Origin of the sequence: Streptomyces sp. NBC_00400 (assembly GCF_036048035.1) — a bacterium.
Lineage (GTDB): Bacteria > Actinomycetota > Actinomycetes > Streptomycetales > Streptomycetaceae > Streptomyces.
The window spans coordinates 1261386-1287974 of sequence record NZ_CP107940.1 but is presented as its reverse complement, the minus strand read 5'-3'; the positions used below and the strand labels follow the sequence as shown (position 1 = coordinate 1287974).

At 72.1% G+C, this 26589-nt stretch carries 24 protein-coding genes; 15 read left to right on the top strand and 9 right to left on the bottom strand.

All coding sequences use genetic code 11. From position 1 onward, the window contains the following. Window positions 1-137: 137 nt before the first annotated feature. Both OHS81_RS05730 and OHS81_RS05725 read right to left on the bottom strand, forming a co-directional pair. On the bottom strand, window positions 138-941 hold the full coding sequence (locus OHS81_RS05730; protein WP_088802448.1) for a TetR family transcriptional regulator: 804 nt from the start codon (window positions 939-941) through the stop codon (window positions 138-140). A gap of 136 nt (window positions 942-1077) precedes the next feature. Further along, window positions 1078-2898, bottom strand: coding sequence for a 3-hydroxyacyl-CoA dehydrogenase family protein (locus tag OHS81_RS05725; protein WP_328383042.1), 1821 nt, complete (start codon window positions 2896-2898; stop codon window positions 1078-1080). Window positions 2899-3284: 386 nt separating this feature from the next. On the opposite strand from OHS81_RS05725, the gene OHS81_RS05720 reads away from it, so the two are divergent. Next, a complete protein-coding gene (locus OHS81_RS05720) occupies window positions 3285-4016 on the top strand; it encodes a HEAT repeat domain-containing protein (RefSeq protein ID WP_328383040.1) in 732 nt (243 codons plus the stop codon). Here OHS81_RS05720 and OHS81_RS05715 read toward each other — a convergent pair. Together OHS81_RS05715 and OHS81_RS05710 are read right to left on the bottom strand one after the other, a co-directional pair. After that, on the bottom strand, window positions 3947-4522 hold the full coding sequence (locus tag OHS81_RS05715; RefSeq protein ID WP_328383038.1) for a GNAT family N-acetyltransferase: 576 nt from the start codon (window positions 4520-4522) through the stop codon (window positions 3947-3949). The two genes, OHS81_RS05720 and OHS81_RS05715, sit on opposite strands and share 70 nt — an antisense overlap. Window positions 4523-4790: 268 nt before the next feature. Further along, window positions 4791-5360: a hypothetical protein gene (locus tag OHS81_RS05710; RefSeq protein ID WP_328383037.1), complete on the bottom strand. Its 570-nt coding sequence runs from the start codon at window positions 5358-5360 to the stop codon at window positions 4791-4793. A 279-nt stretch (window positions 5361-5639) separates the two neighbouring features. Here OHS81_RS05710 and OHS81_RS05705 point away from each other — a divergent pair, with 279 nt between their 5' ends. From OHS81_RS05705 to OHS81_RS05675, 7 genes are all read left to right on the top strand, one after another. After that, entirely contained in the window at window positions 5640-5849 is a 210-nt protein-coding gene (locus OHS81_RS05705; RefSeq protein ID WP_328383035.1) for a hypothetical protein, read from the top strand. Next, window positions 5846-6019, top strand: a complete 174-nt coding sequence (locus OHS81_RS05700) for a hypothetical protein (protein WP_176956340.1) — start codon at window positions 5846-5848, stop codon at window positions 6017-6019. The genes OHS81_RS05705 and OHS81_RS05700 overlap by 4 nt, the downstream gene beginning before the upstream one ends. Window positions 6020-6481: 462 nt before the next feature. Further along, entirely contained in the window at window positions 6482-6871 is a 390-nt protein-coding gene (locus OHS81_RS05695; RefSeq protein WP_328383033.1) for a glycine-rich domain-containing protein, read from the top strand. 39 nt (window positions 6872-6910) lie between these two features. Beyond that, entirely contained in the window at window positions 6911-7045 is a 135-nt protein-coding gene (locus tag OHS81_RS05690) for a hypothetical protein (RefSeq protein WP_328383031.1), read from the top strand. 408 nt (window positions 7046-7453) lie between these two features. Then, entirely contained in the window at window positions 7454-7897 is a 444-nt protein-coding gene (locus OHS81_RS05685) for an SRPBCC family protein (RefSeq protein ID WP_328383029.1), read from the top strand. 253 nt (window positions 7898-8150) lie between these two features. Continuing rightward, window positions 8151-10727, top strand: coding sequence for an MFS transporter (locus tag OHS81_RS05680; RefSeq protein ID WP_443058657.1), 2577 nt, complete (start codon window positions 8151-8153; stop codon window positions 10725-10727). 265 nt (window positions 10728-10992) lie between these two features. Next, a complete protein-coding gene (locus tag OHS81_RS05675) occupies window positions 10993-11916 on the top strand; it encodes an alpha/beta fold hydrolase (RefSeq protein WP_328383027.1) in 924 nt (307 codons plus the stop codon). A 57-nt stretch (window positions 11917-11973) separates the two neighbouring features. On the opposite strand, the gene OHS81_RS05670 is transcribed toward OHS81_RS05675, so the two are convergent. From OHS81_RS05670 to OHS81_RS05660, 3 genes are all read right to left on the bottom strand, one after another. Further along, window positions 11974-12918 carry a class I SAM-dependent methyltransferase gene (locus tag OHS81_RS05670; protein ID WP_328383025.1) on the bottom strand — a complete coding sequence of 315 codons (945 nt, stop codon included), beginning with the start codon at window positions 12916-12918 and terminating at the stop codon, window positions 11974-11976. Window positions 12919-13132: 214 nt separating this feature from the next. Then, window positions 13133-14008, bottom strand: coding sequence for a serine hydrolase (locus OHS81_RS05665; protein ID WP_328383023.1), 876 nt, complete (start codon window positions 14006-14008; stop codon window positions 13133-13135). A 294-nt stretch (window positions 14009-14302) separates the two neighbouring features. Then, window positions 14303-15184 carry a helix-turn-helix domain-containing protein gene (locus tag OHS81_RS05660; RefSeq protein ID WP_328383021.1) on the bottom strand — a complete coding sequence of 294 codons (882 nt, stop codon included), beginning with the start codon at window positions 15182-15184 and terminating at the stop codon, window positions 14303-14305. A gap of 379 nt (window positions 15185-15563) precedes the next feature. Between OHS81_RS05660 and OHS81_RS05655 the strand changes: the two genes are divergently transcribed. The 5 genes from OHS81_RS05655 to OHS81_RS05635 all read left to right on the top strand — a co-directional run bounded on the left by OHS81_RS05655 (window position 15564) and on the right by OHS81_RS05635 (window position 22878). After that, window positions 15564-16397, top strand: a complete 834-nt coding sequence (locus OHS81_RS05655) for a M55 family metallopeptidase (RefSeq protein WP_328390928.1) — start codon at window positions 15564-15566, stop codon at window positions 16395-16397. Continuing rightward, on the top strand, window positions 16390-17754 hold the full coding sequence (locus tag OHS81_RS05650) for a M20/M25/M40 family metallo-hydrolase (RefSeq protein WP_328383020.1): 1365 nt from the start codon (window positions 16390-16392) through the stop codon (window positions 17752-17754). Before OHS81_RS05655 ends, OHS81_RS05650 begins: the two co-directional genes overlap by 8 nt. 42 nt (window positions 17755-17796) lie before the next feature. After that, the gene (locus OHS81_RS05645; protein WP_328383018.1) at window positions 17797-19857 is read left to right on the top strand and encodes a prolyl oligopeptidase family serine peptidase; all 2061 of its coding nucleotides are present in this window, start codon (window positions 17797-17799) and stop codon (window positions 19855-19857) included. Then, a complete protein-coding gene (locus OHS81_RS05640) occupies window positions 19854-20786 on the top strand; it encodes a S66 peptidase family protein (protein WP_328383016.1) in 933 nt (310 codons plus the stop codon). The genes OHS81_RS05645 and OHS81_RS05640 overlap by 4 nt, the downstream gene beginning before the upstream one ends. Window positions 20787-21000: 214 nt before the next feature. Next, on the top strand, window positions 21001-22878 hold the full coding sequence (locus OHS81_RS05635) for a CocE/NonD family hydrolase (protein WP_443058656.1): 1878 nt from the start codon (window positions 21001-21003) through the stop codon (window positions 22876-22878). Between the two features lie 117 nt (window positions 22879-22995). Here OHS81_RS05635 and OHS81_RS05630 read toward each other — a convergent pair whose 3' ends face one another. After that, window positions 22996-23190, bottom strand: a complete 195-nt coding sequence (locus OHS81_RS05630; RefSeq protein WP_088800950.1) for a ferredoxin — start codon at window positions 23188-23190, stop codon at window positions 22996-22998. A 35-nt stretch (window positions 23191-23225) separates the two neighbouring features. Then, window positions 23226-24413, bottom strand: coding sequence for a cytochrome P450 (locus OHS81_RS05625; protein ID WP_328383014.1), 1188 nt, complete (start codon window positions 24411-24413; stop codon window positions 23226-23228). Window positions 24414-24766: 353 nt separating this feature from the next. Here OHS81_RS05625 and OHS81_RS05620 point away from each other — a divergent pair, with 353 nt between their 5' ends. Together OHS81_RS05620 and OHS81_RS05615 are read left to right on the top strand one after the other, a co-directional pair. After that, complete coding sequence (locus tag OHS81_RS05620) at window positions 24767-24961, top strand: hypothetical protein (RefSeq protein WP_328383012.1); 195 nt, start codon at window positions 24767-24769, stop codon at window positions 24959-24961. Between the two features lie 27 nt (window positions 24962-24988). After that, entirely contained in the window at window positions 24989-26473 is a 1485-nt protein-coding gene (locus OHS81_RS05615; RefSeq protein WP_328383010.1) for a CoA transferase, read from the top strand. Window positions 26474-26589: the final 116 nt, after the last annotated feature.

Sequence of the window (26589 nt, the reverse complement as noted above, 5' to 3'; positions counted from 1 at the left end):
GGGGGGCCTCTCGATGACGCAAAGAAAGGTCATGTGCGCGCACAGTGCGCAGGGGTGGCGTTACGCCATCCGTGTCGCGGCCCGGTCGGTCCAAGGGCGCCGGGCCGCGTTCCTGTCCGGTTCCGGCCGGAAGGCCGTTACTTGTGTTCCTTGATCGCCTTGCGGATGGTGCGCATGACCTCGTCCAGCGGCGCGTCCGTGCGGGCCACCGCGACCAGCACCTCGCCCTCCCGCGAGACGGCCGCCGGGGGGTTCTCTCCGCTGCCGGTGCGGCCCGCGCCGATGCCGGCGCCGAAGGTCTCCCGGACGATCTCGAAGGCGTGGTCGAGCTGGGCCTCGACATCGCCCTGGGCGTCGGCCCGCAGCCAGCGCCGCAGCACATGGTTGTGCGCGGTGACCACGGCGGACGCCGCGACCTCGGCGAGCAGCGGATCGTCGTCGCCCTCGCGGTGGGCGCCCTCGTCGAAGTGGCCCAGGAGATAGCGGGTGAACAGCCGCTCGTAGCGGGCCACCGAAGCGATCTCGGCCTCCCGCAGGGTGGGGACCTCGCGGGTCAGGCGGTAGCGGGCCACCGACACGGCCGGGGAGGCCGCGTACATCCGCATGACCTCCTTGATGCCGCGGCAGACCGTGTCCAGGGGGTTCTCGTGCGGCGGAGCGGCGTCCAGGACGGCCTCCGCGCGGACGAGGGTGTCGTCGTGGTCGGGGAAGATCGCCTCTTCCTTGGAGCGGAAGTGGCGGAAGAAGGTACGCCGGGCGACGCCCGCGGCGGCCGCGATCTCGTCGACCGTCGTCGCCTCGTAGCCCTTGGTCGCAAACAGCTCCATCGCCGCCGACGACAATTCACGGCGCATTTTGAGCCGTTGCGCGGCCGCCCGGCGGGTACCGGGAGTGGCGTTGTCGGGGGTGTCGGAGGGGTGCGTACGAGCGGGCTGGGACATGTGGGGACGGTACTGCATATTTACGCGACCTGCGGCATGAGGTACTGCCTGTGCCCCCGTGAGCGGGGGTGGACCGCCGTCGGGTTCCAGCAGTCCACCCCACCCTCCCCCGGCCGGGCCGGGGTGCCGCCACGCGTCAGCGCCGGGCGTACTCACGGAAGCCGCGGCCGGTCTTGCGGCCGAGGCAGCCCGCGGCGACGAGGTGCTCCAGCAGCGGCGACGGGGCCAGCCCGGGGTCGCGGAACTCCGCGTGCAGCACCTTCTCGATGGCCAGGGAGACGTCCAGGCCGACCACATCGAGGAGTTCGAACGGGCCCATCGGGTACCCGCCGCCGAGCTTCATCGCGGCGTCGATGTCGTCCAGCGTCGCGTAGTGCTCCTCGACCATCTTGATCGCGTTGTTCAGGTACGGGAACAGCAGCGCATTCACGATGAACCCGGCCCGGTCGCCGCAGTCCACGGGGTGCTTGCGGACCTTGGCGCAGACCGCGCGCACGGTGGCGTGGACGTCGTCGGCCGTCAGGACCGTACGCACCACCTCGACCAGCTTCATGGCGGGCGCCGGGTTGAAGAAGTGCATCCCGATGACGTCCTCGGGGCGCGAGGTGGCGCGGGCGCAGGCCACGACCGGCAGCGAGGAGGTGGTGGTGGCCAGGACGGCGCCCGGCTTGCAGACCTTGTCCAGGGTCTTGAACAGCTCCTGCTTGACCGCCAGGTCCTCGGCCACCGCCTCGACCGCGAGGTCCACGTCCGCGAACGCGTCCAGCGACCCGGCCGGGGTGATCGCCGCCAGCGCGGTGTCCCGTGCCTCGGCGCTCATCCGGCCCTTGTCCACGGAGCGGCCCAGCGACTTGGCGATCCGGGCCTTGGCCTTCTCGGCCTTCTCCAGGCTGCGGGCGGCCAGCACGACCTTGTAGCCCGCCTTGGCGAAGACCTCGGCGATACCGCTGGCCATCGTCCCGGAGCCGGCCACACCGACGCCGGTGACGGTCCGCCCGCCGGCCTGCGCGTCGGCGGCCGCCGGGCTCTCCGCGTCGGGCACGACGGTGGGGCTGCCCGGGGCGTCGTACGTGTAGAAGCCGCGGCCCGCCTTGCGGCCGGTCAGCCCCGCCTCGGCCAGCTGGCCCAGGATCGGCGCGGGGGCGTGCAGCCGGTCCTGGGACTCGGCGTACATCGCCTCCAGGACCGTCCGCGCGGTGTCCACGCCGATCAGGTCGAGCAGCGCCAGCGGGCCCATGGGCAGACCGCAGCCCAGCCGCATCGCGGCGTCGATGTCCTCGCGGGTGGCGTACTTGGACTCGTACATCGCCGCGGCCTGGTTCAGGTAGCCGAACAGCAGGCCGTCGGCGACGAAACCGGGGCGGTCACCCACCGCGATCGGGTCCTTGCCCAGGTCGTGTGCCAGTTCCGTGACGGCCGCGACCGCGGTCGGTGCGGTGAGCACGGAGGAGACCACCTCGACCAGCTTCATGGCCGGTGCGGGGTTGAAGAAGTGCACACCGAGCACCCGCTCGGGGCGCTGCGAATCGGCGGCGAGCCGGGTCACGGACAGGGCGTTGGTGCCGGTGGCCAGGATGGTGTCCGGGCGGACCACGGCGTCGAGTCCGGCGAAGACCTGCCGCTTGAGCTCGTAGTCCTCGGGCACGACCTCGATGACGAGATCGGCGTCCGCGGCGGCCTGCAGATCGGTGAAGGTGCGGAACCGGGCCAGGATGTCCTGCCGCTCCCGCTCCGTGATCCGCTCGCGCTGCACCGCGCGGGCGGTGGCGGTTTCGAGGGCCGTGACGGCGTGCCGGGCCGCGGCCTCGTCGGTGTCGATGCCGATGACCTCGCGGCCGGCCCGGGTCAGCACCTCGGCGATACCGGTACCCATGGTGCCCAGGCCGACGACGGCGACGGTGGAAAGGGAGAGGGGGGAGGCTTCAGTTGAGAGATCAGGGGTGGACTGAGGGCCCATCGCGAGACTCCTGAGGGTGTTCCCCTGACAACAGGGGAGAAGTGACGACTGAGGGGTATCCGCGCGGTGCGATACCTGCACTGCGCAGCGGCAGAACGGCGGCGGTGAGCCGCGGGAGCCGCAGCGCTGCGGGAGCACCGGCGGTGCGGGAGGTACGGCGGGCCCTGTCCCGGGGCCGTGCCGTGTTCTCCGTACTGATGTCGTGCTGTGCCGAACCGACTTCACTCTGTGGCGGCTGCGTCACCAGGCCGCCCGAGCAGTGGTGCTGCTCGTTCCAGCAGGTTAACCGGTGAGTAACCAGAGCGCCAGGGGTAGCGAGGGTCATTAGGCTGTGGTGCAGACCACGTCGCGGGAACCGGGGCGGCCCGGCGGGAGGGGATCGGCAAATGGAAGAGGAATTCCACGAGTTGACGGACCGGGTGCGGGCCGAACTCCGCTCCCCGCAGGATCTGGTCGCCTACGAACGGTTGCTGGGGCTGGCCCGCAAGAACACCCCGGCCGGGCGGGAGGAACTGGCCCGGATGCTGGTCGCCGTCGAACGTCCGCTGTGGGCGAGAGAGATCGCCGCCTTCATCCTGGGCTGCGCCGGCGACAAGCGGGCCTTCGAGACGCTTGTGCTGCTGCTGAACTACCGCGACCCGGTGCGCTGCGCCACCGCCGCACACGCCCTGGCCCGCCTCGGCGACCCCCGTACCGCCCGCGCCGCCGCCGCACTCGCCACCAACCCGCTGCGCACCGCCTACGCCCTCCACCCGGTCCGGTTGCTCGCCGACCTCCGCGCACCGCAGTCCGTACCCGCGCTGATCGCGACCCTGGAGCGGCTGCTGACCCCGCACAACCCCTACTGGCGGGTGGCGCTCGCCTGTGTCGAGGGCCTGGGCGCGCTGGGCGACCGCCGCGCGGTCCCCGCGCTCACCACAGCCGTCACCCACCCCCGGCTGGCGGCCGCGGCGGCCGCCTCACTGGCGCGGCTGGGGGTACACGAGGACGCACCGGCACCGGCCGGACCCGGGGCGGCGGGGGACGGCGCGGGAGGGGGCGTGCCGGGTCAAGGGCCGGGGGAGCGGGAGAAGGGGGCCGGTGGCGGTTCCGCTTCGGACGTCAGCGGGCGGCGGTAGCGCGGAGCGGGGGCGCTGCGGCCGCCCACCTCGTACGCCTCCTGCGCCCCGTCCGGCACAAAACCGGCCCGTTCGTAGAACCGCTGGGCGCGGGTGTTGCCGCGTACCACCCACAGATACAGCGCGCGGTAGCCGCTCGCCCGTGCCCGGGCGAGGCCGGCGGCCATCAGGGCGCGTCCGACGCCGGTGCCGATCAGGCCGGGCGTGACGTAGAGGGCGAGCAGTTCACCCGCGGTCGGCCGTGGTGCGGACAACTCCCGTGGCCCCGGCGCGATATCGGGGTCCCGGGCCGGTCCGACGCACACCCAGCCGACGACCGCACCGTCCCGCTCGGCCACCAGATCCGACACCTCGGGCGACCGGCGCCCGAACCACGACCGTCGCTGCTCCGCATCCGCCGCCACGCTCATCGCGTCCAGAGACTCCTGCGGCATCAGCCCGCGGTACGCCGCCTGCCAGCCGCGGACCCGCACCGCCGAGACCGCGTCGATATCCGCCTCGGTCATCTCCCGCACGTGTACCGGGCGTGGCGGCTTCCCCTGGCTCCGGTCATCGGTCCGGCTCCGTTCATGCGACCTGTCCATGCCGGAGAGGGTAGGGGCGCGTCGGAAGATTCCCCGTGCGTATTTCCGGGGGCCGCTTGACCTTGTCCCAGGCGCCAGGGTTCGAGACGCCCGGCATGGAGCGCACCACGTACGCCGGGCCGGACCAACCTGGGCGAGATCGCCCAGTGGCTGGAGCAGCAGGGAGTTCCTGCTGTCGCTGACGAGGGAACTACGGCTCGACCGGGCGGCCGTCCTCCCACAGTGCCGTCACGTGGCCGGCGAACCGGTCGTACAGCCCGTCGTCCTCCAGCCGGCGGATATGGAACATGGGTGACTCATCGCCGAGGAGTGAGGCAATGTGCGGGGTGACGAGCATTTGGTCGTCGAACATGAAGACGGACAGTGCGATGTGTTGATCACTGAAGCGCGCTTCTACGCCCTCGTGGCGGCCCATCTTGGCCAACGCGTCGAGCGTGATCCTGATGCGCGTGCTGACAGTCAACGGGACACCCTCTACCTCTTCCCGCTTCGTCGTCACCTCCGACTCAGGGTCGCCGACGAGGAAGCGCACACGGGTCCCGTGCTTCGCCTTCGCCGCAAGACGGGCACCGAGCCGCGGGTGTTGCTGCCACAAGAAGTAGTTCGTATAGCCAGCGAACGTCAGAGTCCGGGATGCTCCGTCAATGAGGGATGCCCAGAGCGAGGTGGGGGCGGCGCTACGAAAGGGGTAGGCCGCAACAATCTCGCGGTCGTGCCCTGTCTTGACGTGGGAACGCACCGATTTGGGCCACAGAGTCACAGGGTCCACTCCTAGCGCGCGGCCGGCGTCCTCCTGCGTGGACTCCCGCGGAGCACGGTCAGGGTTGCTCAGCCATCGTTCGACGGTCTTGGGCTCAACCCCGACCATACGTGCTAGTTGGTTGGGCCTGACCTTCGCACTCGCCATAGCGTCTCGCAGCGCGCTATTCAAGGTTCCTCCCAGGGACGTTTGGGCCTCTTGGGACGATAGCGCTGAAGAGGCCGCTCCGTCCCCGCTATGGGCGTACCAACGTCCTTCGTAGCAGCGTTTATTGGAGACATGACCGAGCCGAAGCGGACGATGTCACCCCCGGTACACCTGACGGATCCGTACAACCTCGACGCAAAGCCATTCCCGGGCTGCGACGTCTGCACCGCGCTGGACAAGCAGCGCAAGGAAGCCCGGGAACAGGGAAGAGCCGCTGCCGCTGCGACTGCCGGCATCGAGATCGCCAACCACCTGCACAAGAAGCGGAGGGTGAAGCGATGACGTCGTACGACGACCTGGAGCCACAGCATGACCAGGCGGGCGACGTGCTGCTCAACACCCAGCTCGTTCGTCCGTACGCGATTGCCGGTGTGACGTACGTGCCGGCGTCCGAGGCTGTCAAGCCGTGCCCGTTCCCGTGCGACTGCTGTAAGTGGGCCGGGCGGCAGTGATGAAGCACGTCGTAGGCACCGCCCTTGCTGCGATGACCATCCTGTTCGTCCTGGGCATTGGCGTCTACCGCAGCTTCTAGACCCCCGGCGTAGCGGCGCCGGGCGTGCTCCTCACGGTGGGCCTCATCCAACCCCCGCGGCCCCAGTCCCCCTGATGTGCTCCGGGGACGAAGAGGGGAGCGCGATACGCGGTCGCCCGGTTTGAATCAATCACCGGGCGACCGCCCACAAGTTCCCGCCCCCGCCGTCCTGACATCTCGGTTCATCGGGGCGGGGCAGCAAGAGGATAAGAGCCGTCCCCAGCCGAATGCCTGGACAGCGATCACGGCCGGGGACGGCAGCCGTACGACACAACTCGAAGAGAGGCCGCACGTGTTAACCGTAAGCGATCTGATCAGCCCGGCAGCGTATCTAAGCGTCGTCGGAACCGTGCAGGACGCCAACCCCGGCATGGATGGGGGCATGGCGGAGCGCATCACGGACGAGGGGCTGAAGTTCGTCGTCGCCTGCGCCAAGATGCCTGACGTCGCGCTGGCGCCCTCCCGTGTCGTTGACGAGGGATGGCACGCGCTCATCCTCCACACCAAGGTGTACGAGGAGCTGTGTGCGTCGCTGGGCGACTTCGTCCACCACTACCCCGGTTACGACCCGGACAACTACGACCCGCTGATCCTGGTGCGCACGCAGGACGCTATCCGTGTCGCCGGGTACGACGTCGACGAGGAACTGTGGGGAGCCCCGACCGGGGATCAGCTCATTGCGGTATCCGCGAAGTGTCAGCACTCCCCGTCAGACACCGGCCCCATCAAGCCCATGCCGACGCCCCGTCCGCCGTGCCGGGACAAGCCATAACCGGCGTCTGCCACACTCGGTGCGTCGATTGGAGGCTCCATGGCTGAGTTGATCAATAGCCGGTACGCCGCCCTGGTGGCTGCCTACCGCGAGGCTCAGGAAGAGGAACAGGAGGAGACAGCCCCCGTGCGGGGCTTCATCCTCCCTGACGCCGCCGAGAAGACAGACGGCTAGGCGCACTGACGTGCGAAGCGCCCCGGGAGTAGATCCGAGGGGCGCTTTTGCCGCGGTGAACGGCACGGTATTCGCGCGCCGACTGGAGGCCCAGTTGGCGTAACCCATTTCGGCACACCCCATGTCAGCGGTACCTATGGGAGTGCACAACAGCCCTCGGCGCGTTGATGGCAGTCGACGTTCGCGCCCATGACGATGTGGTCACCACGCCGGCGCCGCCCGGCCGGCTCGCGGCGCAGCGGCTCGGGGGCGCCTCTCTCTGGATCCAGCAGAGCCCCCCCCCTCGCGCCATAATGGAACACTTGTTCCCTTGCGTGGGGGTGGCCCTGAATTTGGGCGGGCCGCCGTGGGGTGGTTGGCTTGGCGGCGCACCGCAGGACCGGCAGCCGAGTACTGGAGGACACACATATGGGGCAGGTCGAGGCCATCACGCAGCGCGAGATCGCGGCGGACCCGGAGGACGTGTTCGACGCGCTCGCCGACTACTCCGGCACGCGCCGGCAGCTGCTGCCCGAGCACTTCAGCGAGTACGAGGTCCGCGAGGGCGGTGACGGCAAGGGCACCCTCGTCCACTGGAAGCTCCAGGCCACGAGCAAGCGGGTGCGCGACTGCCTGCTGGAGGTCGACGAGCCGACCGACGGCCAGCTCGTGGAGAAGGACCGCAACTCCTCGATGGTGACGACCTGGGTCGTCACCCCGGCCGGCGAGAAGCGCGCCAAGGTCGTCGTCACCACCACCTGGCAGGGCGCCGGCGGTATCGGCGGCTTCTTCGAGCGCACCTTTGCCCCCAAGGGGCTCGGCCGGATCTACGACAGCATCCTCGACAACCTCGCCGCCCACGTGACGAAGTGATCGGCCTTTCCCGCCCGTCACCCTGAGCGCATGCCGTCACTCTCACCGGTTCGGGTGGTTTCCGGTGAGCGGAAGCGTCCGGCCCGCCGGAACGCTTCCGTACGGAAAGCCCTGATGGGAGCCCAATAGGCGTCCCGGGCAACGTACTTGACGTCCCTTCCTGCCCCGCCCGCACCCTTTCGTCGTGGTTGATCGGTGTTGTCGCCCAATGCGAGAAATTGGGCGGCAACAGGCGTGACGAGGGGAGCAGCACGTGGGCGGGACCACCCTGAGCGAGCGGGTCGAGCGGAGCGGTCCGCCTGTCTCCGGCACGACCACGGCCCCGGCCGCGCACAACGGGAACGGTAGGCGTGGCAGGACCGACAGGACCGACAGGACCGACAGGACCGAGGGGGTCGCTCCCGGTGCGACGGCGCCGGCCGGCCCCCGCCGCGTCCGCCTGATCGTCCTCGCCCTGATGCCGGCGCTGCTGCTCGCGGCCCTCGGCCAGACCATCGTCGCCACCGCGCTCCCCGAGATCGCCGACGAGCTGCACGGCCCGGACACGATGTCCTGGGCGGTGACGTCCTACCTCCTCGCCGCGGCCATCGGCCTGCCGCTCCACGGCAAGCTCGGTGACCTCTTCGGCCGCAAGCCCGTCTTCCTCTTCGCCCTCCTCGTCTTCACCGTCGGCTCGGCGCTGGCCGGCTGGTCGCGGACGATGGACGAACTGGTCGCCTTCCGGGCCGTCCAGGGCGCCGGCGGCGGCGGGCTGCTCATCGGCGTCCAGGCGATCCTCGCCGATGCCGTACCGCCGCGGGCCCGCGGCCGCTTCATGGGCCTGACCGGTGCCGCCTTCGGACTCGCCACCGCGGCCGGCCCGCTGATCGGCGGCCTCTGCACCGACCATGCCTCCTGGCGCTGGTGCTTGTACCTCAACGTCCCCTTCGGCGTGCTGTCGCTCCTCGTCCTCGCCCTGGGCCTGAAGCTGCCGCGGCCGGTGCGCCGCGCACGGCCGGACATCGCCGGAGCGCTGCTGCTCGCCGCGTTCGTCACCTGTCTGGCTCTGCTGACCAGTTGGGGCGGTACGGAGTACGCCTGGAACTCGCGGGTCGTCCTCGGGCTCGGCGCCGGTGCGCTCGGCTGTGCCGTGCTGTTCCTCGCCGTCGAGTACGTCGTCGCCGAACCGCTGGTCCCGCTGCGGCTGTTGTGCGACTCGGTCTTCCGCGTCACCGGCCTGACCGGTGCCGTCATCGGCTTCGCGCTCTTCGGCGCCGCCGGCTACCTGCCGGCCTTCCTGCAGAGGGCCGGCGGCGCCACGGCCACCGAGTCCGGGCTGCTGATGCTGCCCGTGACGGGCGGCATCGTCCTCGCCTCCCTTCTCTCCGGCCGGCTCATCAGCCGCACCGGGCACTACAGAACGTTCCCCGTCCTCGGCTGCGCGCTGGCCGGGGCGGGGATGTGGCTGCTGTCGCGGATGCCGCAGAACACTCCGCGCGAGGTCTGCAGCCTCTGGACGGGCCTCCTCGGACTCGGCATCGGCCTCGTGCTGCCGGTGCTGGCGCTCGCCGTGCGGAACTCCGTACGCGCCGCCGGCCCCGGCACCGCGACCGGTGCCACCCACTCCTTCCGGCAGCTCGGCGGCAGTGTCGGAGCCGCCCTCTTCGGCACCCTCTTCGCCGACCGGCTGGCCCGCCGGCTCGGCGACCGGCCGCCGGCGGAGCTGCCCGCCCCGGAGTCGATCACCCGGCAACTGGTGCGCGCCCTGCCCGCCTCGCTGCGCGACAGCGCTGTCGCCACGTATGCGCATGCCATGCCGGGGATCTTCTTGTCCCTCGTGCCGGTGCTCGTCCTGGGCCTTGTGCTCGCCTTCTTCCTGAAAGAGAACCCCCTGGTGTCCCACGCCTCTCCTGCCCCGCAGACCTCCCCGACCCCGCATGCCCCGCACGCCCCGTACGGCGATCCGGCCGACCCCGCCGCCGTGCCCCCGGCCCGTGCCACGACCGACACGGCCGCCTCCAACACCTCTGACAGCAGCACGACTTACCCTCGGACGCACGGCTACGGCGGCACCGGAGCGCCCCCCGTCACGGCCGGCGTCCCGGTGTGCGGCACGGTCCAGCACCACGACGGCAGCATCGTGCCGCGCGCCGCGCTGACCCTCATCGACGTCGCCGGCCGCCAGGTCGGCCGCGGCGCCACCGGCGACGACGGGCGGTACGCCCTGAGCACCCCGGGGGCCGGCGCGTATGTGCTGATCGCGGCGGCGGGCGGGCACCAGCCGCAGGCCGTCAGCGTCACCGTCGGCGAGCGGCCGGTCGAACTGGACGTCGTGCTCGGCGGCGCGGGGCGCCTCGCGGGCACCGTCACCACCGCCGACGGCACACCCGTACGCGATGCCATGGTCACCCTCACCGATGTCCGCGGCGAGGTCGTCGCCACCACCCGCAGCGGGCGCGAAGGAGGCTATGTCATCGGCGAGTTGGTGGCCGGCGAGTACACCCTCGCCTCCAGCGCCCCGGCGTACCGCCCCGCCGCGCTGCCGGTGACCGTGCAGGCGTCACGGGAGACCCGCCAGGACATCGAACTCGCCGGTGGCGCGGTGCTGCGCGGGACCGTACGGGCCGGCGGCGGCCGCCCCGTCGAGGACGCCAGGGTCACCCTGCTGGACGCCGCCGGCAATGTCGTCGACACCGCGACCACCGCCTCCGACGGGCTGTTCCGCTTCGTGGATCTGTCGGCCGGCGAATACACCGTCATCGCCGCCGGATACCCGCCGGTGGCCACCGTCCTGCGGATGGCGGGCGGCGGCCGCACCGAGCGCGACCTCCAGCTGGGGCACGAGGACTGAGCGCTGCGCGACGGCCGTGATGCCCGCGACGGCCGTGATGCCCGCGCCGGCCGCGCGATGCCCGCGCCGGCCGCGCGATGCCCGCGCCGGCCGCGGCGGACGGTGCGCACGGTGTGCGGGCGGCACTCCCTCTTCGGGGGGATGCCGCCCGTACTCCGTGGTGTTCAAGGCCGGCCTCCAGGAGCGGTTCCCGGTGGCCCCGGCCTGAGGGCGAGGCCTTGCCGGCCGGCCCTGCGGCCGGCGAGGCCCGTGATGGGATGTGCGCATGGCGGATATCAGTTTTCCGGAGCCACGCATCGGACCGGAGTGGGCCCGGCGGCGCATCGGGGCCTTCCGGGACGCGGAGGCGTTCGAGCGGTTCGCCGCGGTGTACCGGGAGGCGATGGGCACGCTGCCCGAGCCCGATGAACAGCGCACCGTGGACACCGCGTTCGGGACCGTACGGGTGTACCGGTTCGGTGCCGGCGAGGGCGTGCCGCTCGTCCTGATGCCCGGCAGACAGTCGTGCACCCCGCTGTGGCGGACGAACCTGCCGGCGCTGATGAGGAGCGGACGCCCCGTGTACGCGGTCGACGGGCTCGGCGAGCCGGGCTGCAGTGTGCAGTCGGCGCCGATGGCGTCCGGTGCCGACCAGGCGGCCTGGATCGACGAGATGCTCGGTCAACTCGGCCTGGCCCGGGCGCATGTGCTCGGGGTATCGATCGGGGGCTGGCTGGCGGTGCAGGTCGCCCTCCACCGTCCAGGGCGCGTCGCGTCGGTGATCGCACTGGATCCGGCGAACACTTTCGCACCGCTGAGCTGGAAGATGCTCGTGGTCTCGCTGGGCAGTGTGCTCCCGGGGATGCCGGAGGGGCTGCGCAACCGGCTGCTGGGCTGGATCTCGGGCGGTATCGACAACGCCGCGGACCACATCGAGGGCCGGCTGATCGCCTCGGGGATGCGGGACTTCAAGGTCGGCTTCCCGCCCCCGGCCAGGCCCGGAGACGACGAACTGCGCGCCCTGCGCGTCCCCGTCCTCGCGCTGATCGCCGGGAAGAGCATCGCGCATGATCCGCGGAAGGCGGCGTCCCGGGCCCGGATACTGCGCGCCGGCACCGTGGAGATCTGGCCCGAGGCCTCACACGCGATCAGCGGGGAGTATCCGGAGCGGATCGCGGAGCGGGTGGAGGCGTTTCTCCGGGAGGGGTGAGGTCCCTTTCCGTGCGGGTGGCCGGCCGGGGCTGGGCGGACGGCCAAGATGCACCGGTCAACTCGGCGGCGTGGTAGGGGAATTCGGCGACCCTGTATCGCAATTCGACGGCGCCGCACCGGAATTCGACGGTGCCGCCGCACCGGAATGCGGCGGCGCCGCACCGGAACTCGGTGGCGCCGCGCCGAAACGCAGCCGGGTGATCAGCGGGCGGTCGCCGCGGAGCAGGGGCACGGCCGCGGCGCGCGGCGCGAGATAGCCGAGCAACCCACGGCCCGCGGGCAGCGGGACGTCGGCCACGTCGCCGATGGCCGGATGGGCGGCGCGCAGGTGGCCCCGCCCGGCCGCGTCCATGCCCCAGGGCATCGGGGGCAGTTGATGGCCGCCCGGTCCCTTGGCGCCGGCGCGGGTGCGGGCGCTGAAGCGCCGCGACACGGTGTCGAACACTATCGAGCCAGCGGGAAACGCCTCGGCGCAGTCGGCGATCAGCCGGGTCACCTCAGCGGGCCGCAGATACATCAGCACGCCCTGGGCGGTCACCAACACCCCGCGTGCGGTGTCGATCCCGGCCCTCCAACGGCGCTCACGGATGTCGCAGGCGACGAGCCGTTGCCGTGCTCCGTGCGGCAGTACGCGCCTGCGCAGCGCCAGCGGTTCGGCGAGGTCGACGGTCACCCAGTGGGCCCGGCCGTTGTCGACCCGCCAGAACTGGGTCTCCAGGCCCTCGCCGAGAGCGATCACGGTTCCCTCCGGGTGGGTGGCGAGGAAGGCACGCACGACGCCGTCGAATCCGAGGGCCCGGAGGGCGATGGCCTGCGCCAGCCATGGCCGGACGGCGCCCAGCCGCTCCGCGAAGGGGAAGCCGACCTCGGTGCGGAGTTGTACGGCGCGTGGATCGGGCAGCACCGTGTCCGGGCGGGTGGCCTCGGCGGCGCGGTGGTAGAGCGTCCACAACGCCGTTTCGGGAACTCCCTTGAGGTCTGCCGTGACACGGACTGGCACCGAGTTCCTCCCAGAGTGCGGTGTGGCGGCCATCCGGCGGCGCGACACCTCTCGGCCCACCGGATGCACTGCCTCGATGCGGCGTTGATACCGCTGCTGCCGCCCCGCAGGGAGCCGATCGGGGGGTCGGTCACCCCGGGGAGTGCTTAGTCGTACCGCGGACTGCGGCTGTGTTCTCGGCTGCCGGAGAGGAGCGGGTGCCGGCCCGTGAAGATCAGTGCGCCAGATCGCGGTGGATGACCCGGGCGGCGCCCTCGACGGTGTCCACGCCGTAGTCCATCGTGCGGCTTCCGGTGGAGAGGACGGCCATGCCGTAGTCGTGGCCGCCGCCGGTGAAGGAGCCGACGCTGTTGATCCGCCAGCCGCCGGTGTCGCGCGGCAGCCAGCCGTTCTTGACGTGGACGGAGGTCGTGGCGGGGGCGCCGGCGGGCACTCCCCAGCGCTGGTCGGGGGCGACCCGGTGCATCAGGTCGAGCGCATAGCCGCGGGAGGGTGTGGTGAGCACCGCGTTGTCCGTGGTGAGCAGCTGCATCAGGGTGAGCTGGTCGGCGGCGGTGACCTGGGTGAGGCCCCAGGTCTTGCCCGCGCCGGGGACGGTGTGCCCCATGCCGGCCAGGGACAGGAAGTGTTTGATACCGGCCGGGCCGATCTGGTGCCAGAGCGCCGAGGTCGCGTCGTTGTCCGACTTGGTGATCATGGCGGTGGTCCGCTTCACCTCGTGCGGGGTCAGTTTGCGGTGCGCCTCCTGGCTCTGCCGCAGCAGGGCACCGAGCACAGTGACCTTCACCACACTCGCCGAGTCGAAGTGGGTGCCGGCCTTGAACTCGCAGCGGGTGTGCGTCGGCCGGTCGTAGATCGCCAGCGCCGAGGCGCCCTTGCGCCCGTGGAGGGCGCCGGCGATGTCCTGGGACAGGGCGGGCGCCAGGCCCGGCTTCTTGGAGGTGCACACGACCCGGGAGTCGCCCACCGGCGTGCTGGAGGTGCTGGCCGAGGCCGAGGTCGCCGTGGTGAGTGCCGTGAGCAGTGCTCCGGCGGCCACGGCCGCGGCCAGCCCACGGCGCGTGCGGGTCGCTATGCGTGATCCGTGCATCAAGGTGGTGTCCTGTCCCGCTGTGTATCGGAGGCCCGCTACCGGGTGGCCGGCCTCGGGTGACCGACGGTGCACCGGGCCGCTGCGGCCGTGCTGCGGCCGGGGTCCCGGTGGAGGAGTCACAGTGACGATACGTGGCGGGGGTCTGGGCGCCTTGAAGGAATGGGGCAGATTGTCCGTATTTGGGTTGTGCGTCGTGGTGTGATTTTCGACAAATCGGGCGGTGGGTCAGGGGTGGGCGGGTTCGTGGGGTGGGTGCGTCCTGGGTCCGGGGTCCGTGGGTGCGGGCGGTTTCTAGGGGCGGGGCAGGGCCCTGCGGGGTTTGGCGGCGGCGCGTGGGCGACGGGTGGCGGCCGCGCGCCGCCGTCGTGCGCCGGCCATCAGCTGGCGGCTGCGGAGTGCCATCTCGATCTCGAAGCGGGTCCGTGGGTCGCGAAGGCCGGCCCCGAACAGCTTCTCCAGCTGGCGCATCCGGTAGCGCACCGTCTGCGGGTGGATGCTGAGCGCCTTGGCCACCTCGGGGGCCCCCATGCCGCCGAGCCAGGCCAGCAGGGTGGCTTCCAGTCGCTCGCACCGCTCCGGTGTCAGTCCCGCGAGCGGGCTCAAATGGCGGGCGATCAGGGTTCGGGACAACGACTCGTCCTGGAGGAGCAGGAGGGACGAGAGGTGGTCGTCGACGAACACCACGCCGGCCTCGGGTCCGTCGTGCGGGGACGCCAGATCCAGCAGCCGGGATGCGGAGCGTACGGACGCGGCGGCCTCGTGCGCCGGCACCGCATGGCCGACCACGGCGGCGCGATGCCGCAGTACGCCCTTCAGCCTCGCCCTGCCGCTCTTGCCGTCGGCGAGCTGGGCGGGGATCAGCAGGCCCGGTGCCTCCTTGGGTGCACTGACCAGACAATCGCCCAGTGCGGACGCCACGAGATGGATGTCGGTGTCGGTGCGCAGCATGACGGCGCGCACCTTGTCGGGCAGCGGCCGGCCGCGTCGTAGTACCTCCTCGATCAGGCGGGTGACCTGCTGGTGACCGCCGCGCTCGATGACTTCCCGGAAGCCGGGGTTGCGATCGCAAAGTGTTTGCGCGATCAGTTCGGTCAGGATCGCGAGTTGGTCGTCTTCGCTGTCGGCCCGGATGCCGCGTTGCGGTAAGGCGTCGTTGAGGGCTTCGCTCACCATTCTGCCTCTGTTTCATCGCGTGGGAAGCTGGTCCAGCCTGTTCTACCTCACCTGGCACGTGCCGTCGGCAGCTGACAGAACTCGTTCGGATGCCCTTTCGGAATCCGTCAGAAGTCCTTCCGCTTTGCGACAGAAACTGCCTGAGATGCGGTGCCACAAGAGCGTACCCCCAGGTTCCGGTTGGAAGGAATCGTGGTGCAGCAGCGAAGAAAACGTGATGCTCCTGCCAACGGGGCCGCACCGGCAGCTCCTGGACGGGGCGTCAGCCCGGAGGTCCTGGATAGGCTGGGGGAGCTGTTCGGGCCCTCCGAACGTGACGTGAACAAGTGATGTCGGGAATCGTGCGGACCGCCTCCTAGCTGCGATAGGACTGGTGAATGTGAAGATCCTCATCTCCGCGGACATGGAGGGCGCCACGGGCGTGACCTGGCCCGCCGATGTGCTGCCCGGCACCCCTCAATGGGAGCGCTGCCGCCAGATGTTCACGTCCGACGTCAATGCCGCGATCGCCGGATTCTTCGACGGCGGGGCCGACGAGGTGCTGGTCAACGAGGCGCACTGGACCATGCGCAATCTCCTGCTGGAACAGCTCGACGAGCGGGCGCAGATGCTCACCGGGCGGCACAAATCGCTCAGCATGGTCGAAGGCGTGCAGCACGGCGATGTCGACGGCATCGCCTTCGTCGGCTACCACACCGGGGCGGGCACCGAAGGCGTCCTTGCGCACACCTACCTCGCCAACACCCTCACCGGCGTCTGGGTCGACGGCACCCGCGCGAGCGAGGGGTATCTCAACTCCCTTGTGGTCGCCGGATACGGCGTGCCGGTGGTGCTGGTCACCGGCGACGACCGCACCTGTCAGGACGCGCTGGGCTACGCCCCGCAGGCACCCGCCGTGGCGGTCAAGGACTATGTGTCGCGCTATGCGGCGGTGTGCCGGCCGCCGGCCCGTACGGCGGCCGAGATCCGGGCCGCGGCCTGCAAGGGAGCGACGCTGGCGGTACGTCACGAACCCTCCCGGCGCGGGCCGTTCCGGGTCGAGATGGAGTTCGACGCCGAGCATCTGGTGGGCGCGGCGACCTGCGTTCCCGGCGTGGAGCGAACGGGGGAGCGCCGCGTTGCGTATACCAGTGGGGACATGTACGAGGGGATCCGGTGCTTCAAGGCCGTGACCACCGTCGTGTCGTCCGCCGTGGAGGAGCAATATGGCTGAGCGGGAGAGGGCCGGGAAGCCGGCGGCCGGGCAGACCGGCGGCGTCGGTCAACAGGCGCTCGACGAGGTGGTGCGGTTCACCTCCGAGCTGATCCGGATCGACACCGGCAACGCCGGTGACGGCGCCTGCCGGGAACGGCCGGCCGCCGAGTACGTCGCCGAGCGGCTGGCCGGGGCCGGGCTGACGCCGACACTGCTGGAGCGCAGCAAGGGCCGTACGAATGTCGTCGCCCGCATCGAGGGCACCGACCCCGGGGCCGACGCCCTGCTGGTCCACGGCCATCTGGATGTGGTCCCCGCCGAGCCCGCCGACTGGAGCGTGCACCCCTTCTCCGGGGAGGTCCGCGACGGCGTGGTCTGGGGCCGGGGCGCCATCGACATGAAGAACATGGACGCCATGGTGCTCGCCGTCGTACGGGAGTGGGCCCGCAGCGGAGTGCGGCCGCGACGCGACATCGTGCTGGCCTTCACCGCCGATGAGGAGGCCAGTGCCGAGGACGGCGCGGGCTTCCTGGCCGACCGGCACGCCGGGCTCTTCGAGGGCTGCACCGAAGGCATCAGCGAGTCCGGGGCCTTCACCTTCCATGCGGACCGTGGGATGCGGCTGTACCCGGTCGCGGCGGGGGAGCGCGGCACCGCCTGGCTGAAGCTGACCGCCCGGGGCCGGGCGGGGCACGGCTCGAAGGCCAACCGCGACAACGCCGTCAGCACTCTGGCCGCCGCCGTGGCCCGGATCGGCGCGCACGAGTGGCCGGTCCGGCTCACCCCGACCGTGCGGGCCGCGCTCGGCAGGCTCGCCGAGCTGTACGGCGTCGAGGCGGACGCCGACGCACCGCACTTCGACGTCGATGCGCTGCTCGGCCGGCTCGGCGCGGCCGCCAAGCTGGTCGAGCCGACCGTCCGCAACAGCGCCAATCCGACGATGCTCGCGGCCGGTTACAAGGTCAATGTGATCCCGGGCTCGGCCGTCGCGTATGTGGACGGCCGGGTGCTCCCCGGGGGAGAGGCGGAGTTCCATGCGGCCATGGACGAGCTCACGGGACCCGGGGTGAGCTGGGACTTCCACCATCGCGAGGTCGCCCTGCAGGCCCCGGTCGACTCCCCGGCGTATGCCGCGATGCGGGCCGCGATCGAGCGCTTCGACCCGGACGGCCATGTCGTGCCGTACTGCATGTCCGGCGGCACGGACGCCAAGCAGTTCTCCCGGCTGGGCATCACCGGCTATGGTTTCTCGCCGCTCCGACTGCCCGAGGGGTTCGACTACCAGGCGCTCTTCCACGGCGTGGACGAGCGGGTGCCGGTCGAGGGGCTGCACTTCGGTGTCCGGGTGCTCGATCACTTCCTGCGCACGGTCTGACCGGCCGGAGTACGCCCGACCGGTGGAGGAGAGGAACTGCACATGGTGACCACGGCTCCGTACGGCGGCTGGACGTCCCCGATAGACGCCCGGGCGGTTGCCGCGCACGACGGCCGGCCGGCCTTCGTCGGGGTGGTCGGCGACGAGGTGTGGTGGACGGAGCCGCGGCCCGCGGAGGGCGGCCGGCGGGCGCTGGTCCGCCGACGGCCGGACGGCGCCGAGGAGTCGGTGCTGCCCGCGCCCTGGAACGTCCGCAGCCGGGTGCTGGAGTACGGCGGCCAGCCCTGGGCCGGCACGGTCACCGAGCACGGACCGCTCCTCGTCTTCAGCAACTTCGCCGACCAGCGGCTGTACGTCTGCGCACCGGACGGCGGCGACGCCCCGCGCCCGCTCACCCCGCTCTCCGGCATCGGCGCCGGACTGCGCTGGGTCGATCCCGTGCTGCGCCCGGAGCTCGGCGAGGTGTGGTGCGTCCTGGAGGAGTTCACGGGCGACCGGCCGACCGATGTGCGCAGGGTGATCGCGGCCGTGCCGCTCGATGGTTCCGCCGCCGAAAGCCGGTCCCGGGTACGGGAGTTGAGCGATGACCGGCACCGCTTTGTGACCGGCCCGCGGATCTCCGCGGACGGGCGGCGGGCCGCATGGATCGCCTGGAACCACCCCCTGATGCCCTGGGAGGGCACGCTGGTGAGGGTGGCCCGGATCACCGGCAAGGGCGAGTTCGAGGACGTCCGGCCGCTCGTCGGCGACCTCGGCACCGGCGCACCGGGCGGCGGCGCGGCCGGGGAGTCCGTCGCGCAGATCGAGTGGGCGGCGGACGGCTCGCTGCTCTTCGTCTCGGACCGCAGCGGCTGGTGGGAGCTGCAGCGCATCGACCCCGACGGCGGGGGCGCCGAGCCGGGCGCGGGGGAGGAGCCGGGGCCCGGGGAGGGCGAGGGCGCGGTGGCCCTGTGCCCCTCCCGGCAGGAGGAGTTCGGCGGGCCGCTGTGGAATGTCGGGCAGCGCTGGTTCCTGCCGCTGGAGAACGGCACCGTCGCGGTGATCCACGGCCGCGGCTCCACCACCCTGGGCATCCTCGACCCGGTGACCGGCGAACTCGTCGACTCCGCCGGCCCGTGGACGGAGTGGGCGCCCACCCTCGCCGTGCAGGGCAGCCGCGTCCTCGGCATCGCCGCAGGGCCGCACAGCTCGTACGAGATCGTCGAGCTGGACACCTGCACCGGACGCACCCGGGTGATCGCCTGCCGGCACGCCGACGTCCTGGACCCGGCCTACTACCCCCGGCCACGGAGCCGTACCTTCACCGGCCCCGACGGACGGGACATCCACGCCCACATCTATCCGCCGCACAACCCCGACCACCGGGCGCCCGACGGCGAGTTGCCGCCCTTCGTGGTGTGGGCACACGGCGGCCCCACCGGCCACGCCCCCATGGTGCTCGACCTGGAGATCGCCTACTTCACCTCCCGGGGCATCGGCATCGCCGAGGTCAACTACGGCGGGTCGACGGGCTACGGCCGGGAGTACCGCGAGCGGCTGCGCGGCCAGTGGGGCGTGGTGGACGTCGAGGACTGCGCCGCTGTCGCCCGGGCGCTCGCCGACGAGGGCACCGCCGACCGTGCGCGGCTGGCCATCCGCGGCGGCAGCGCCGGCGGCTGGACCACCGCCGCCTCCCTGACCGCCACCGACCTCTACGCCTGCGGCACCATCAGCTATCCGATCCTGGACCTGACCGGCTGGGCCACCGACGAGACCCATGACTTCGAATCGCAGTACCTGGAGTCCCTGGTCGGTCCGTTCGCGGAGGTGCCCGACCGCTACCGCGAGCGCTCGCCGCTGCACCGCGCGGACCGTATCGCCGCGCCGTTCCTGCTGCTCCAGGGCCTGGACGATGTGATCTGCCCGCCCGTGCAGTGCGAACGGTTCCTCGCCGCGGTCGCCGGGCGCGGTACCCCGCACGCCTATCTGGCCTTTGCCGGGGAGGGGCACGGCTTCCGCCGGGCGGAGACCATCGTGCGCGCCGTGGAGGCCGAACTCTCCCTGTATTCCCAGACCTTCGGCCTCGCCCGGAGCGATGTTCCGGTGCTGGAGCTGCGCGGATGACCGCGGGGGAGCGGGTTAGGGCGCCGCGGCTGCGGCCCGGCGACCGGGTGGCGGTGGTGGCACCCAGCGGCCCCCTCGCACCGGAGCGGCTGGACCGCGGACTGGACGTACTGCGGGGCTGGGACCTCGACCCGGTCGCCGCCCCCCATGCCAGGGGCACCCACCCGACCCTGCGCTATCTGGCCGCGGCCGACGAGGAACGGGCCCGCGACCTGCAGGAGGCGTGGTGCGACCCCGCCGTCAAGGCCGTGTTCGCGGCGCGGGGCGGCTACGGCGCCCAGCGGATGGTCGATCTGCTGGACTGGGACGCCCTCCGGGCCGCGGCCCCCAAACCGCTGGTCGGCTTCAGCGATGTGACGGTGCTGCACGAGGCGTTCGCGGTGCGCGCCGGGGTATCCACCCTGCACGGTCCGGCCGTGGCGGGTGAGGTCTTCCTCAAGGACGACGCCACCCGCGAGCATCTGCGGCGCACGCTCTTCGCACCCGAGACCGTCCGGACCCTGGCGTCGCCGACGGCCCGGCCCCTGGTGCCGGGGCGGGCCCGCGGGATCACCCTCGGTGGCTGTCTGGCCATGCTCGCCACCGAGGTGGGCACCCCGCGGGCCAGGCGCGGGGCGGCGGGCGGCCTCCTGCTGCTGGAGGACATCGGGGAGCCGCCGTACCGCATCGACCGGGCGCTCACCCAGCTCCTGCGCGCCGGCCGGCTGGACGGTGTCGCCGGGATCGTGCTCGGGTCCTGGGCCGGCTGCGGTCCCTACGACCGGGTGCGGGAGGTGCTGGCGGACCGGCTGGGCGGCCTCGGGGTGCCGGTGGCCGAGGAGTTCGGCTTCGGACACGGTGACAGTGCGCTGACCCTGCCGCTGGGCGTCCCCGCGGAGCTGGACGCGACGGCCGGCACGCTGGTCTTCGAACGGCCGGCGACTGTGTGAAAGGCCCCCCATTTGCCTGATGGCTCGTCACCATCCGTTGCTTCAGGGGTGGTCGGGCTGCCGCGTCGCCTCATGCCGCAACGAGGCGCGCAGCGAGGGCGCGCACGGGGGCACGACGGGGCTGCGACGGGGCTGCGACGGGGGCAGCGCTGAACTGACGTCCTAACGGAGACGCACGCCGGCGCCGTTGACTTCCCCCCACCCGTGACACAGCATGAGCGCGCCGTTACCGACTGTTGGGACGACGTGTGTGGAGGTCTGCGTGCCCAGCGTGTCCCGAGGCGTGCCCCGCCGCCCCCTGCTCCGCACGTCCCTCGCCCTGCTGGCCGGTTCCGCCCTCGTCGCCCCGCTCGCCCTGACCGCCCCCGCACCCGCGGTGGCCGCCGCCCCGTACACCGTCACCGCGCTGCAGGTCACCGTCCGGGCCGGGGACCGCACGTGCACCCTGGATGCGGATGTCTACCGCCCGGCCGGTGCCGTCGCCGCCCGTCCGGCGCCCGCCGTACTGACCACCAACGGCTTCGGCGGTGACAAGGCGGACGGCGCGACCGACGCCCTCGCCAAGGCCTTTGCCGCCCGCGGCTATGTGGCGCTGGCCTACTCCGGACTCGGCTTCGGCAAGACCGGCTGCCCGATTTCCCTGGACGACCCCCGGACCGACGGCCGGGCGGCAAGCGGGCTGGTCGACCTGCTGGCCGGGGCCCGTACGGCCGACGACGGGACACGTATCGACTATGTCGCCAAGGACGGGCCGGGAGATCCGCGGGTCGGCATGATCGGCGGGTCCTACGGCGGGGCGGTGCAGCTGGCCACCGCCGCAGTCGACCACCGGGTCGACGCGCTGGTCCCCCTCATCACCTGGAACGACCTCTCCTACTCCCTCGACCCCGACAACGCCGGCCGTACGCGGGGCGGCGGCGGACCGCTGCCCGGTGCGTACAAGTGGCAGTGGACCAACGGGTTCTTTCTGATCGGCGAGGCGCAGGGGCTGCTGCACCCGAAACTCGACCCGTCGCGGGCCGGCGGCGCAGGCTGTCTGCACTTCGTCGCGCAGGCCTGCGAGACCAAACGGCTGCTGGATTCCGGCAGCTACCCGGCCGGGCGGACCCGGGCCGTGCTCGCCTATGCGCGCAGTGTCTCCCCGGTCTCGTATCTGGCCTCGGTCAAGGCACCGACACTGCTGGTCCAGGGCCAGGACGACAGCCTGTTCAACCTCAACGAGGCCACCGCCAGCTACCGGACGCTGGCCGCCCAGGGCACCCCCGTCAAGATGATCTGGCAGGCCTGGGGCCACAGCGGCGGGATGCGGAAGCCGGCGCGGGGGGAACTCGACCTGGCGCAGGGCAATCTGGACACCAGCTATGCCGGGCGGCGGATCCTTGCGTGGTTCGACCGGTATCTGCGCCATCGGACGGCCACTGCCACCGGCCCGGCCTTCGCCTATTACCGGGACTGGGTGACCGGCGGGTCCGCCTACGCCACCTCGCCCGTCTTCCCGGCGGGCGGCAGCCGGCGGCTGTACCTCTCCGGGGACGGCACGCTCGTCGGCCGCCGCGGCGAGGTGGTGCGCGGCAGCCGGGAGTACCGCAATCTGCGGACGGCCACCAGCCACTCGGAGAGTTCACCGGCCGGGCTGCTCGGCCTGCCGGACGTGGCGCCTTACGACGCCAGGGGCACCTACCTGGACTGGACGTCCCGGCCGGTGAGCGGCCGGCCGGTGGAGGTGGTGGGCGCGCCCAGAGTGACGCTGAAGGTCTCCTCACCGCAGGCCGAGCGGGTGCAGAACTCCTCCGACGCGGCCGACAAGCTGGTGCTCTTCGTCAAGCTCTACGACGTCGCGCCGGACGGCGGGAAGACGCTGGTGCACCGGTTGGTGGCCCCGGCCCGGGTGGCCGATGTGACCCGGAGGTTCACCGTGGAACTGCCGGGCATCGTGCACCGTTACGAGCCGGGGCACCGGCTGCGCCTGGTCCTCGCCGCGAGCGATGACGCTTATGCGGGCAACCGGGGGATCAAGCCGGTGACGGTCAGCTCCGCACCCGAGGACACCGGGGTGCTCGAACTGCCCGTCACACAAGGGGTGTTGCGGTAGCGGATGGGGTGGATGCCGTAGGGACAAGGAGGAGGGCGGAGGGTGCCGGGCGCACCGCGGGCCGGGTGTCAGCCGGGAGCCGCGCGCGTCAGCCGGGCCGTCCGCGGGGGTGGTGGCTCAGTCGTCCGTGACCGAGATGGCCTGTACGGGGCAGGCGCGGGCGGCCTCTCGCACCAGTGGGTCGCCCGCGCCGTCCTCACGGCCGGGCAGCAGGGCGCTGAAACCGTCGTCGTCCTGGGTGAAGACCCCCGGCGCGGTCAGGGCGCACTGGCCGGCGCCGATACAGCGGTCGGTGTCGATGGTGATCCGCATCCCGGACCCCTTTCGTTCGTCTGCCGTCATGGCTGCTACCAGGCCAGCGGCAGTTCGATCATTCCTTGCAGGGTGTCGCCCGGCTTGAAGGGAATCCCGGCGGCCGGCACGGCGAGGCGCAGGTCCGGGATCCGGGTGAAGAGCGAGCGCAGTGCGATCTCCATCTCCGCGCGGGCGAGGTTCTGCCCCAGGCACTGGTGGATCCCGAAGCCGAACGCCACGTGGTGGCGGGCCGAACGGTCGAGGTCCAGCTCGTCCGGCGACGGATAGGCGCTCTCGTCCCGGTTGATCAGCAAGGTGGGGAACAGGACACCGTCGTCGGCGCGGATGAGCTGCCCGCCGATCTCGATGTCCTCCGTAGCCACCCGCAGCATGCCGTCCGCGATGGACAGGAACCGCAGCAGCTCCTCGACGGCGGCCGGCATCAGGCCCTCCTCGGCCTTCAGCTGTGCCAGCTGCTCGGGGTGTTCGAGCAGGGTGAAGGTGCCGAGCGAGATCATGTTGGCGGTGGTCTCATGGCCGGCCACCAGCAGGATCATGGCGAGCCGGACCAGGTCCTCGTGGGCGAGGTCGCCGGACCGCAGCCGCTCCTCGATCAGCTCGTCCAGCAGCCCGTCGCCCGGTTTCTTCTCCTTGTGGGCGATCAGCTCGGTGAAGTAGTCCTCCAGATCGGTGCGGGCGGTCTCCGCCTCCTGGGCCGTACGGCTGCGCAGCAGGCGGCTGGACGCGTCCTCGAAGAACTCGTGGTCGGAGTACGGGACGCCGAGCAGCGAGCAGATCACCATCGAGGGGACCGGCAGCGCGAACGCGGAGACCAGCTCGGCGGGCGGGCCCTGGGCCAGCATCCGGTCGAGCAGTCCGTCGACGATCCGGTGGATGTCCGGCCGCAGCGCGGCGACCCGCTTCACGCTGAAGCTGGGGATCAGCATCCGGCGCTGGGTGTTGTGCTCGGGGTCGTCGACCCCGAGCAGCGGGGTCCTGACCTGGCGGATCGCCGCGAAGCGCTCGACCGGCATCGGGAAGGCGGGGTTCTGCCGGTCGGAGGAGAGCCGCTGGTCGCTCAGCAGCGCCCGGGCCTCGCTGTGGCCGGTTACCGCCCATACCTTGCGGCCGTCGTAGAGCGCGACATGCGTCAGCGGTCCGGAATCCCGCAGCGGCTGGTAGCCGGCGGGCGGGTGGTAGGGACAGGTGCGGTCCTGAAAGTAGGAGATGGCTTCGGTCACGGAATTCCTCCCGTACGAGGAGCTCAACTGGATCGAGCTGCTCGGGTGTGAGATGTCAATGCGGAAGCGCGCCGTGTTGGCCGCGCTGATCTCACCTCATGCCTCGGATACCGGGCACGTCTACGTGCAGTTCGGCCATTTTCGTTCAGGTTCGCTCATTTTCGGAACCTTCGCCTCCGTTCAGGGCCGTACGAGGGTTTCGATCACTCCGTCCAGATAGCGGTCGCGTGCGGAACCGGCCGGCAGGCTCTGCGGGACGGCGTGTCCGAGCTGGGTGTGCCCGAGAAGGGATGTGTGGGCGAGCAGGCCGCGGCGTTGGGCCTCGTCCTCGGGAAAGCCCAGCTCCGCGAAGAGTGCGGCGACGTAGCCTCGGGGCCCCGCCCGGCACCGCGACCGCCGGAATCCGGCCCGGCCGGTCCGCCCGCCTCTACTGCGCCGTCGTCCGCCGTGTCCACCCGTTCGTGGTCCGCACGGTGCTGCGCCGTTTCCACCGCCGGCTGGCGCTCGCCGCACCGAGCGCGGGGGAGCGGCCGGCGGCGCGGGGGTGATCCGGGTCCCGTGCCAGACTGCCCGCCATGGGGCGAGGGCACGAGGGTGCGCGGCACAGCGGTACGGATCTGGCCTGGGCGGCCCTGGGCGGCGCCCCGGCCCTGACGGAACGGATCGCGTACGGCGGTCCCCCCGGTCTGCTGCCGGCCCGGCTGCCGGTCATGTCGCTGGCCCGGTCCACGGTCGCGGTCTGCGCGCTGGCCGGGGCCGAACTGGCAGCCCGGCGCAACGGCGGTCCGGTAACCGCCGTACGGGTCGATGACGGCGCGGTGGCCACCGCCTTCCTCAGCGAACGCCATCTGCGGGTCGACGGCCGTGCCTGCTCGTCCTTCGCGCCGCTCTCCCGCTTCTGGCGCACCGCCGACGGCTGGGTACGCACCCACGCCAACTATCCGCACCACCGCGCCCGGTTGCTCCGCGCGCTGGACCTCCCCGAGACCGCCGGGGGAGCGGACGCCGAGGCCGCGCTGTCCGGCCGCCGGGCCGAGGAGATCGAGGAGACGGTCTGTGCCGCGGGCGGACTTGCCGTGGCCGTCCGCACCCCCGGGGCCTGGCGCGCCCACCCGCAGGGCACCGCCGTGGCCGCCCACCCGCTGCTGACCCTCGACACCCTCGGCGACGCCCCGCCCCGTCCGCTGCCACCGCTCGCCGGCCTGCCGACGCTCCCGGCCGCCGGGCTGCGGGTGCTCGATCTGACCCGGGTGATCGCCGGGCCGGTCGCCACCCGCACGCTGGCCCTGCTCGGCGCCGAGGTCCTGCGGGTCGACGCCCCGCAACTGCCGGAGAGCCAGGACGCCCACAGCGACACCGGCTTCGGCAAACGGTCCACCGTGCTCGACCTCGGTTCACCCGCCGGCCGCGCCTCCTTCGAGGAACTGCTCTTCCGCGCGGACGTGGTGGTGACCGGCTACCGCCCGGGCGCACTCGACCGCTTCGGCCTCACCCCCGAGGCGCTGGCCGCGCGCCGCCCCGGGCTGGTGGTGGCCCGGATCTCTGCCTGGGGCGACGACGGGCCGTGGGGCGGCCGACGCGGCTTCGACAGCCTGGTGCAGGTGGCCACCGGGATCGCCGCCGTTGAAGCGGACGCCGGCTCGGCATCCAAGGACTCGGAAGAGAGCAGAGGCGGAGCTCAGCGCAGCGGCACCCCCGGAACGCTCCCCGCCCAGGCACTCGACCACGGAACCGGCTACCTGCTGGCCGCGGCCGTGCTCCGCGCACTGACCGGACAGTCCCGCACCGGCGGCTCGTTCCTCGCCACCCTCGCCCTGGCCCGCACCGCGCGGTGGCTGATGCACGACCTGGCGGACGACGCCGAGCCGCACCCCGGCCCCGGGCCGGGGCCGCAGACGCCCGGCGCCGGTGCCTATGACCCCGCGCACCACCTCCGCGACACCGACAGCCCCGTCGGCCGGCTCCGCCACGCCCTTCCACCCGTCTCCTTCGACGGCTCCCCGGCCACCTGGGCGACCCCACCCGGCCGCTGCGGCACGGATGCGCCGGTGTGGCAGTAGGGGCGGGTGGTTGCGGAGGCGGGGGACAACAGCCCCGGAGGCCGGCTGCCGGTGTGACGCCGGGCGGGCCCTTCGCCACCCGCGGCGGCACCACCACCGCAAACGGCTGGCCCGCC

What these genes read in the sequence shown, in the direction of transcription:
- OHS81_RS05725 (WP_328383042.1), bottom strand. Translation starts at nt 2,898, where the DNA reads ATGGGCCCTCAGTCCACCCCTGATCTCTCAACTGAAGCCTCCCCCCTC.
- OHS81_RS05685 (WP_328383029.1), top strand. Translation starts at nt 7,454, where the DNA reads ATGGGGCAGGTCGAGGCCATCACGCAGCGCGAGATCGCGGCGGACCCG.
- OHS81_RS05675 (WP_328383027.1), top strand. Translation starts at nt 10,993, where the DNA reads ATGGCGGATATCAGTTTTCCGGAGCCACGCATCGGACCGGAGTGGGCC.
- OHS81_RS05730 (WP_088802448.1), bottom strand. Translation starts at nt 941, where the DNA reads ATGTCCCAGCCCGCTCGTACGCACCCCTCCGACACCCCCGACAACGCC.
- OHS81_RS05635 (WP_443058656.1), top strand. Translation starts at nt 21,001, where the DNA reads ATGAGCGCGCCGTTACCGACTGTTGGGACGACGTGTGTGGAGGTCTGC.
- OHS81_RS05640 (WP_328383016.1), top strand. Translation starts at nt 19,854, where the DNA reads ATGACCGCGGGGGAGCGGGTTAGGGCGCCGCGGCTGCGGCCCGGCGAC.
- OHS81_RS05715 (WP_328383038.1), bottom strand. Translation starts at nt 4,522, where the DNA reads ATGACCGAGGCGGATATCGACGCGGTCTCGGCGGTGCGGGTCCGCGGC.
- OHS81_RS05630 (WP_088800950.1), bottom strand. Translation starts at nt 23,190, where the DNA reads ATGCGGATCACCATCGACACCGACCGCTGTATCGGCGCCGGCCAGTGC.
- OHS81_RS05645 (WP_328383018.1), top strand. Translation starts at nt 17,797, where the DNA reads ATGGTGACCACGGCTCCGTACGGCGGCTGGACGTCCCCGATAGACGCC.
- OHS81_RS05660 (WP_328383021.1), bottom strand. Translation starts at nt 15,184, where the DNA reads ATGGTGAGCGAAGCCCTCAACGACGCCTTACCGCAACGCGGCATCCGG.
- OHS81_RS05705 (WP_328383035.1), top strand. Translation starts at nt 5,640, where the DNA reads ATGACCGAGCCGAAGCGGACGATGTCACCCCCGGTACACCTGACGGAT.
- OHS81_RS05665 (WP_328383023.1), bottom strand. Translation starts at nt 14,008, where the DNA reads ATGCACGGATCACGCATAGCGACCCGCACGCGCCGTGGGCTGGCCGCG.
- OHS81_RS05695 (WP_328383033.1), top strand. Translation starts at nt 6,482, where the DNA reads ATGGCGGAGCGCATCACGGACGAGGGGCTGAAGTTCGTCGTCGCCTGC.
- OHS81_RS05690 (WP_328383031.1), top strand. Translation starts at nt 6,911, where the DNA reads ATGGCTGAGTTGATCAATAGCCGGTACGCCGCCCTGGTGGCTGCCTAC.
- OHS81_RS05720 (WP_328383040.1), top strand. Translation starts at nt 3,285, where the DNA reads ATGGAAGAGGAATTCCACGAGTTGACGGACCGGGTGCGGGCCGAACTC.
- OHS81_RS05615 (WP_328383010.1), top strand. Translation starts at nt 24,989, where the DNA reads ATGGGGCGAGGGCACGAGGGTGCGCGGCACAGCGGTACGGATCTGGCC.
- OHS81_RS05700 (WP_176956340.1), top strand. Translation starts at nt 5,846, where the DNA reads ATGACGTCGTACGACGACCTGGAGCCACAGCATGACCAGGCGGGCGAC.
- OHS81_RS05650 (WP_328383020.1), top strand. Translation starts at nt 16,390, where the DNA reads ATGGCTGAGCGGGAGAGGGCCGGGAAGCCGGCGGCCGGGCAGACCGGC.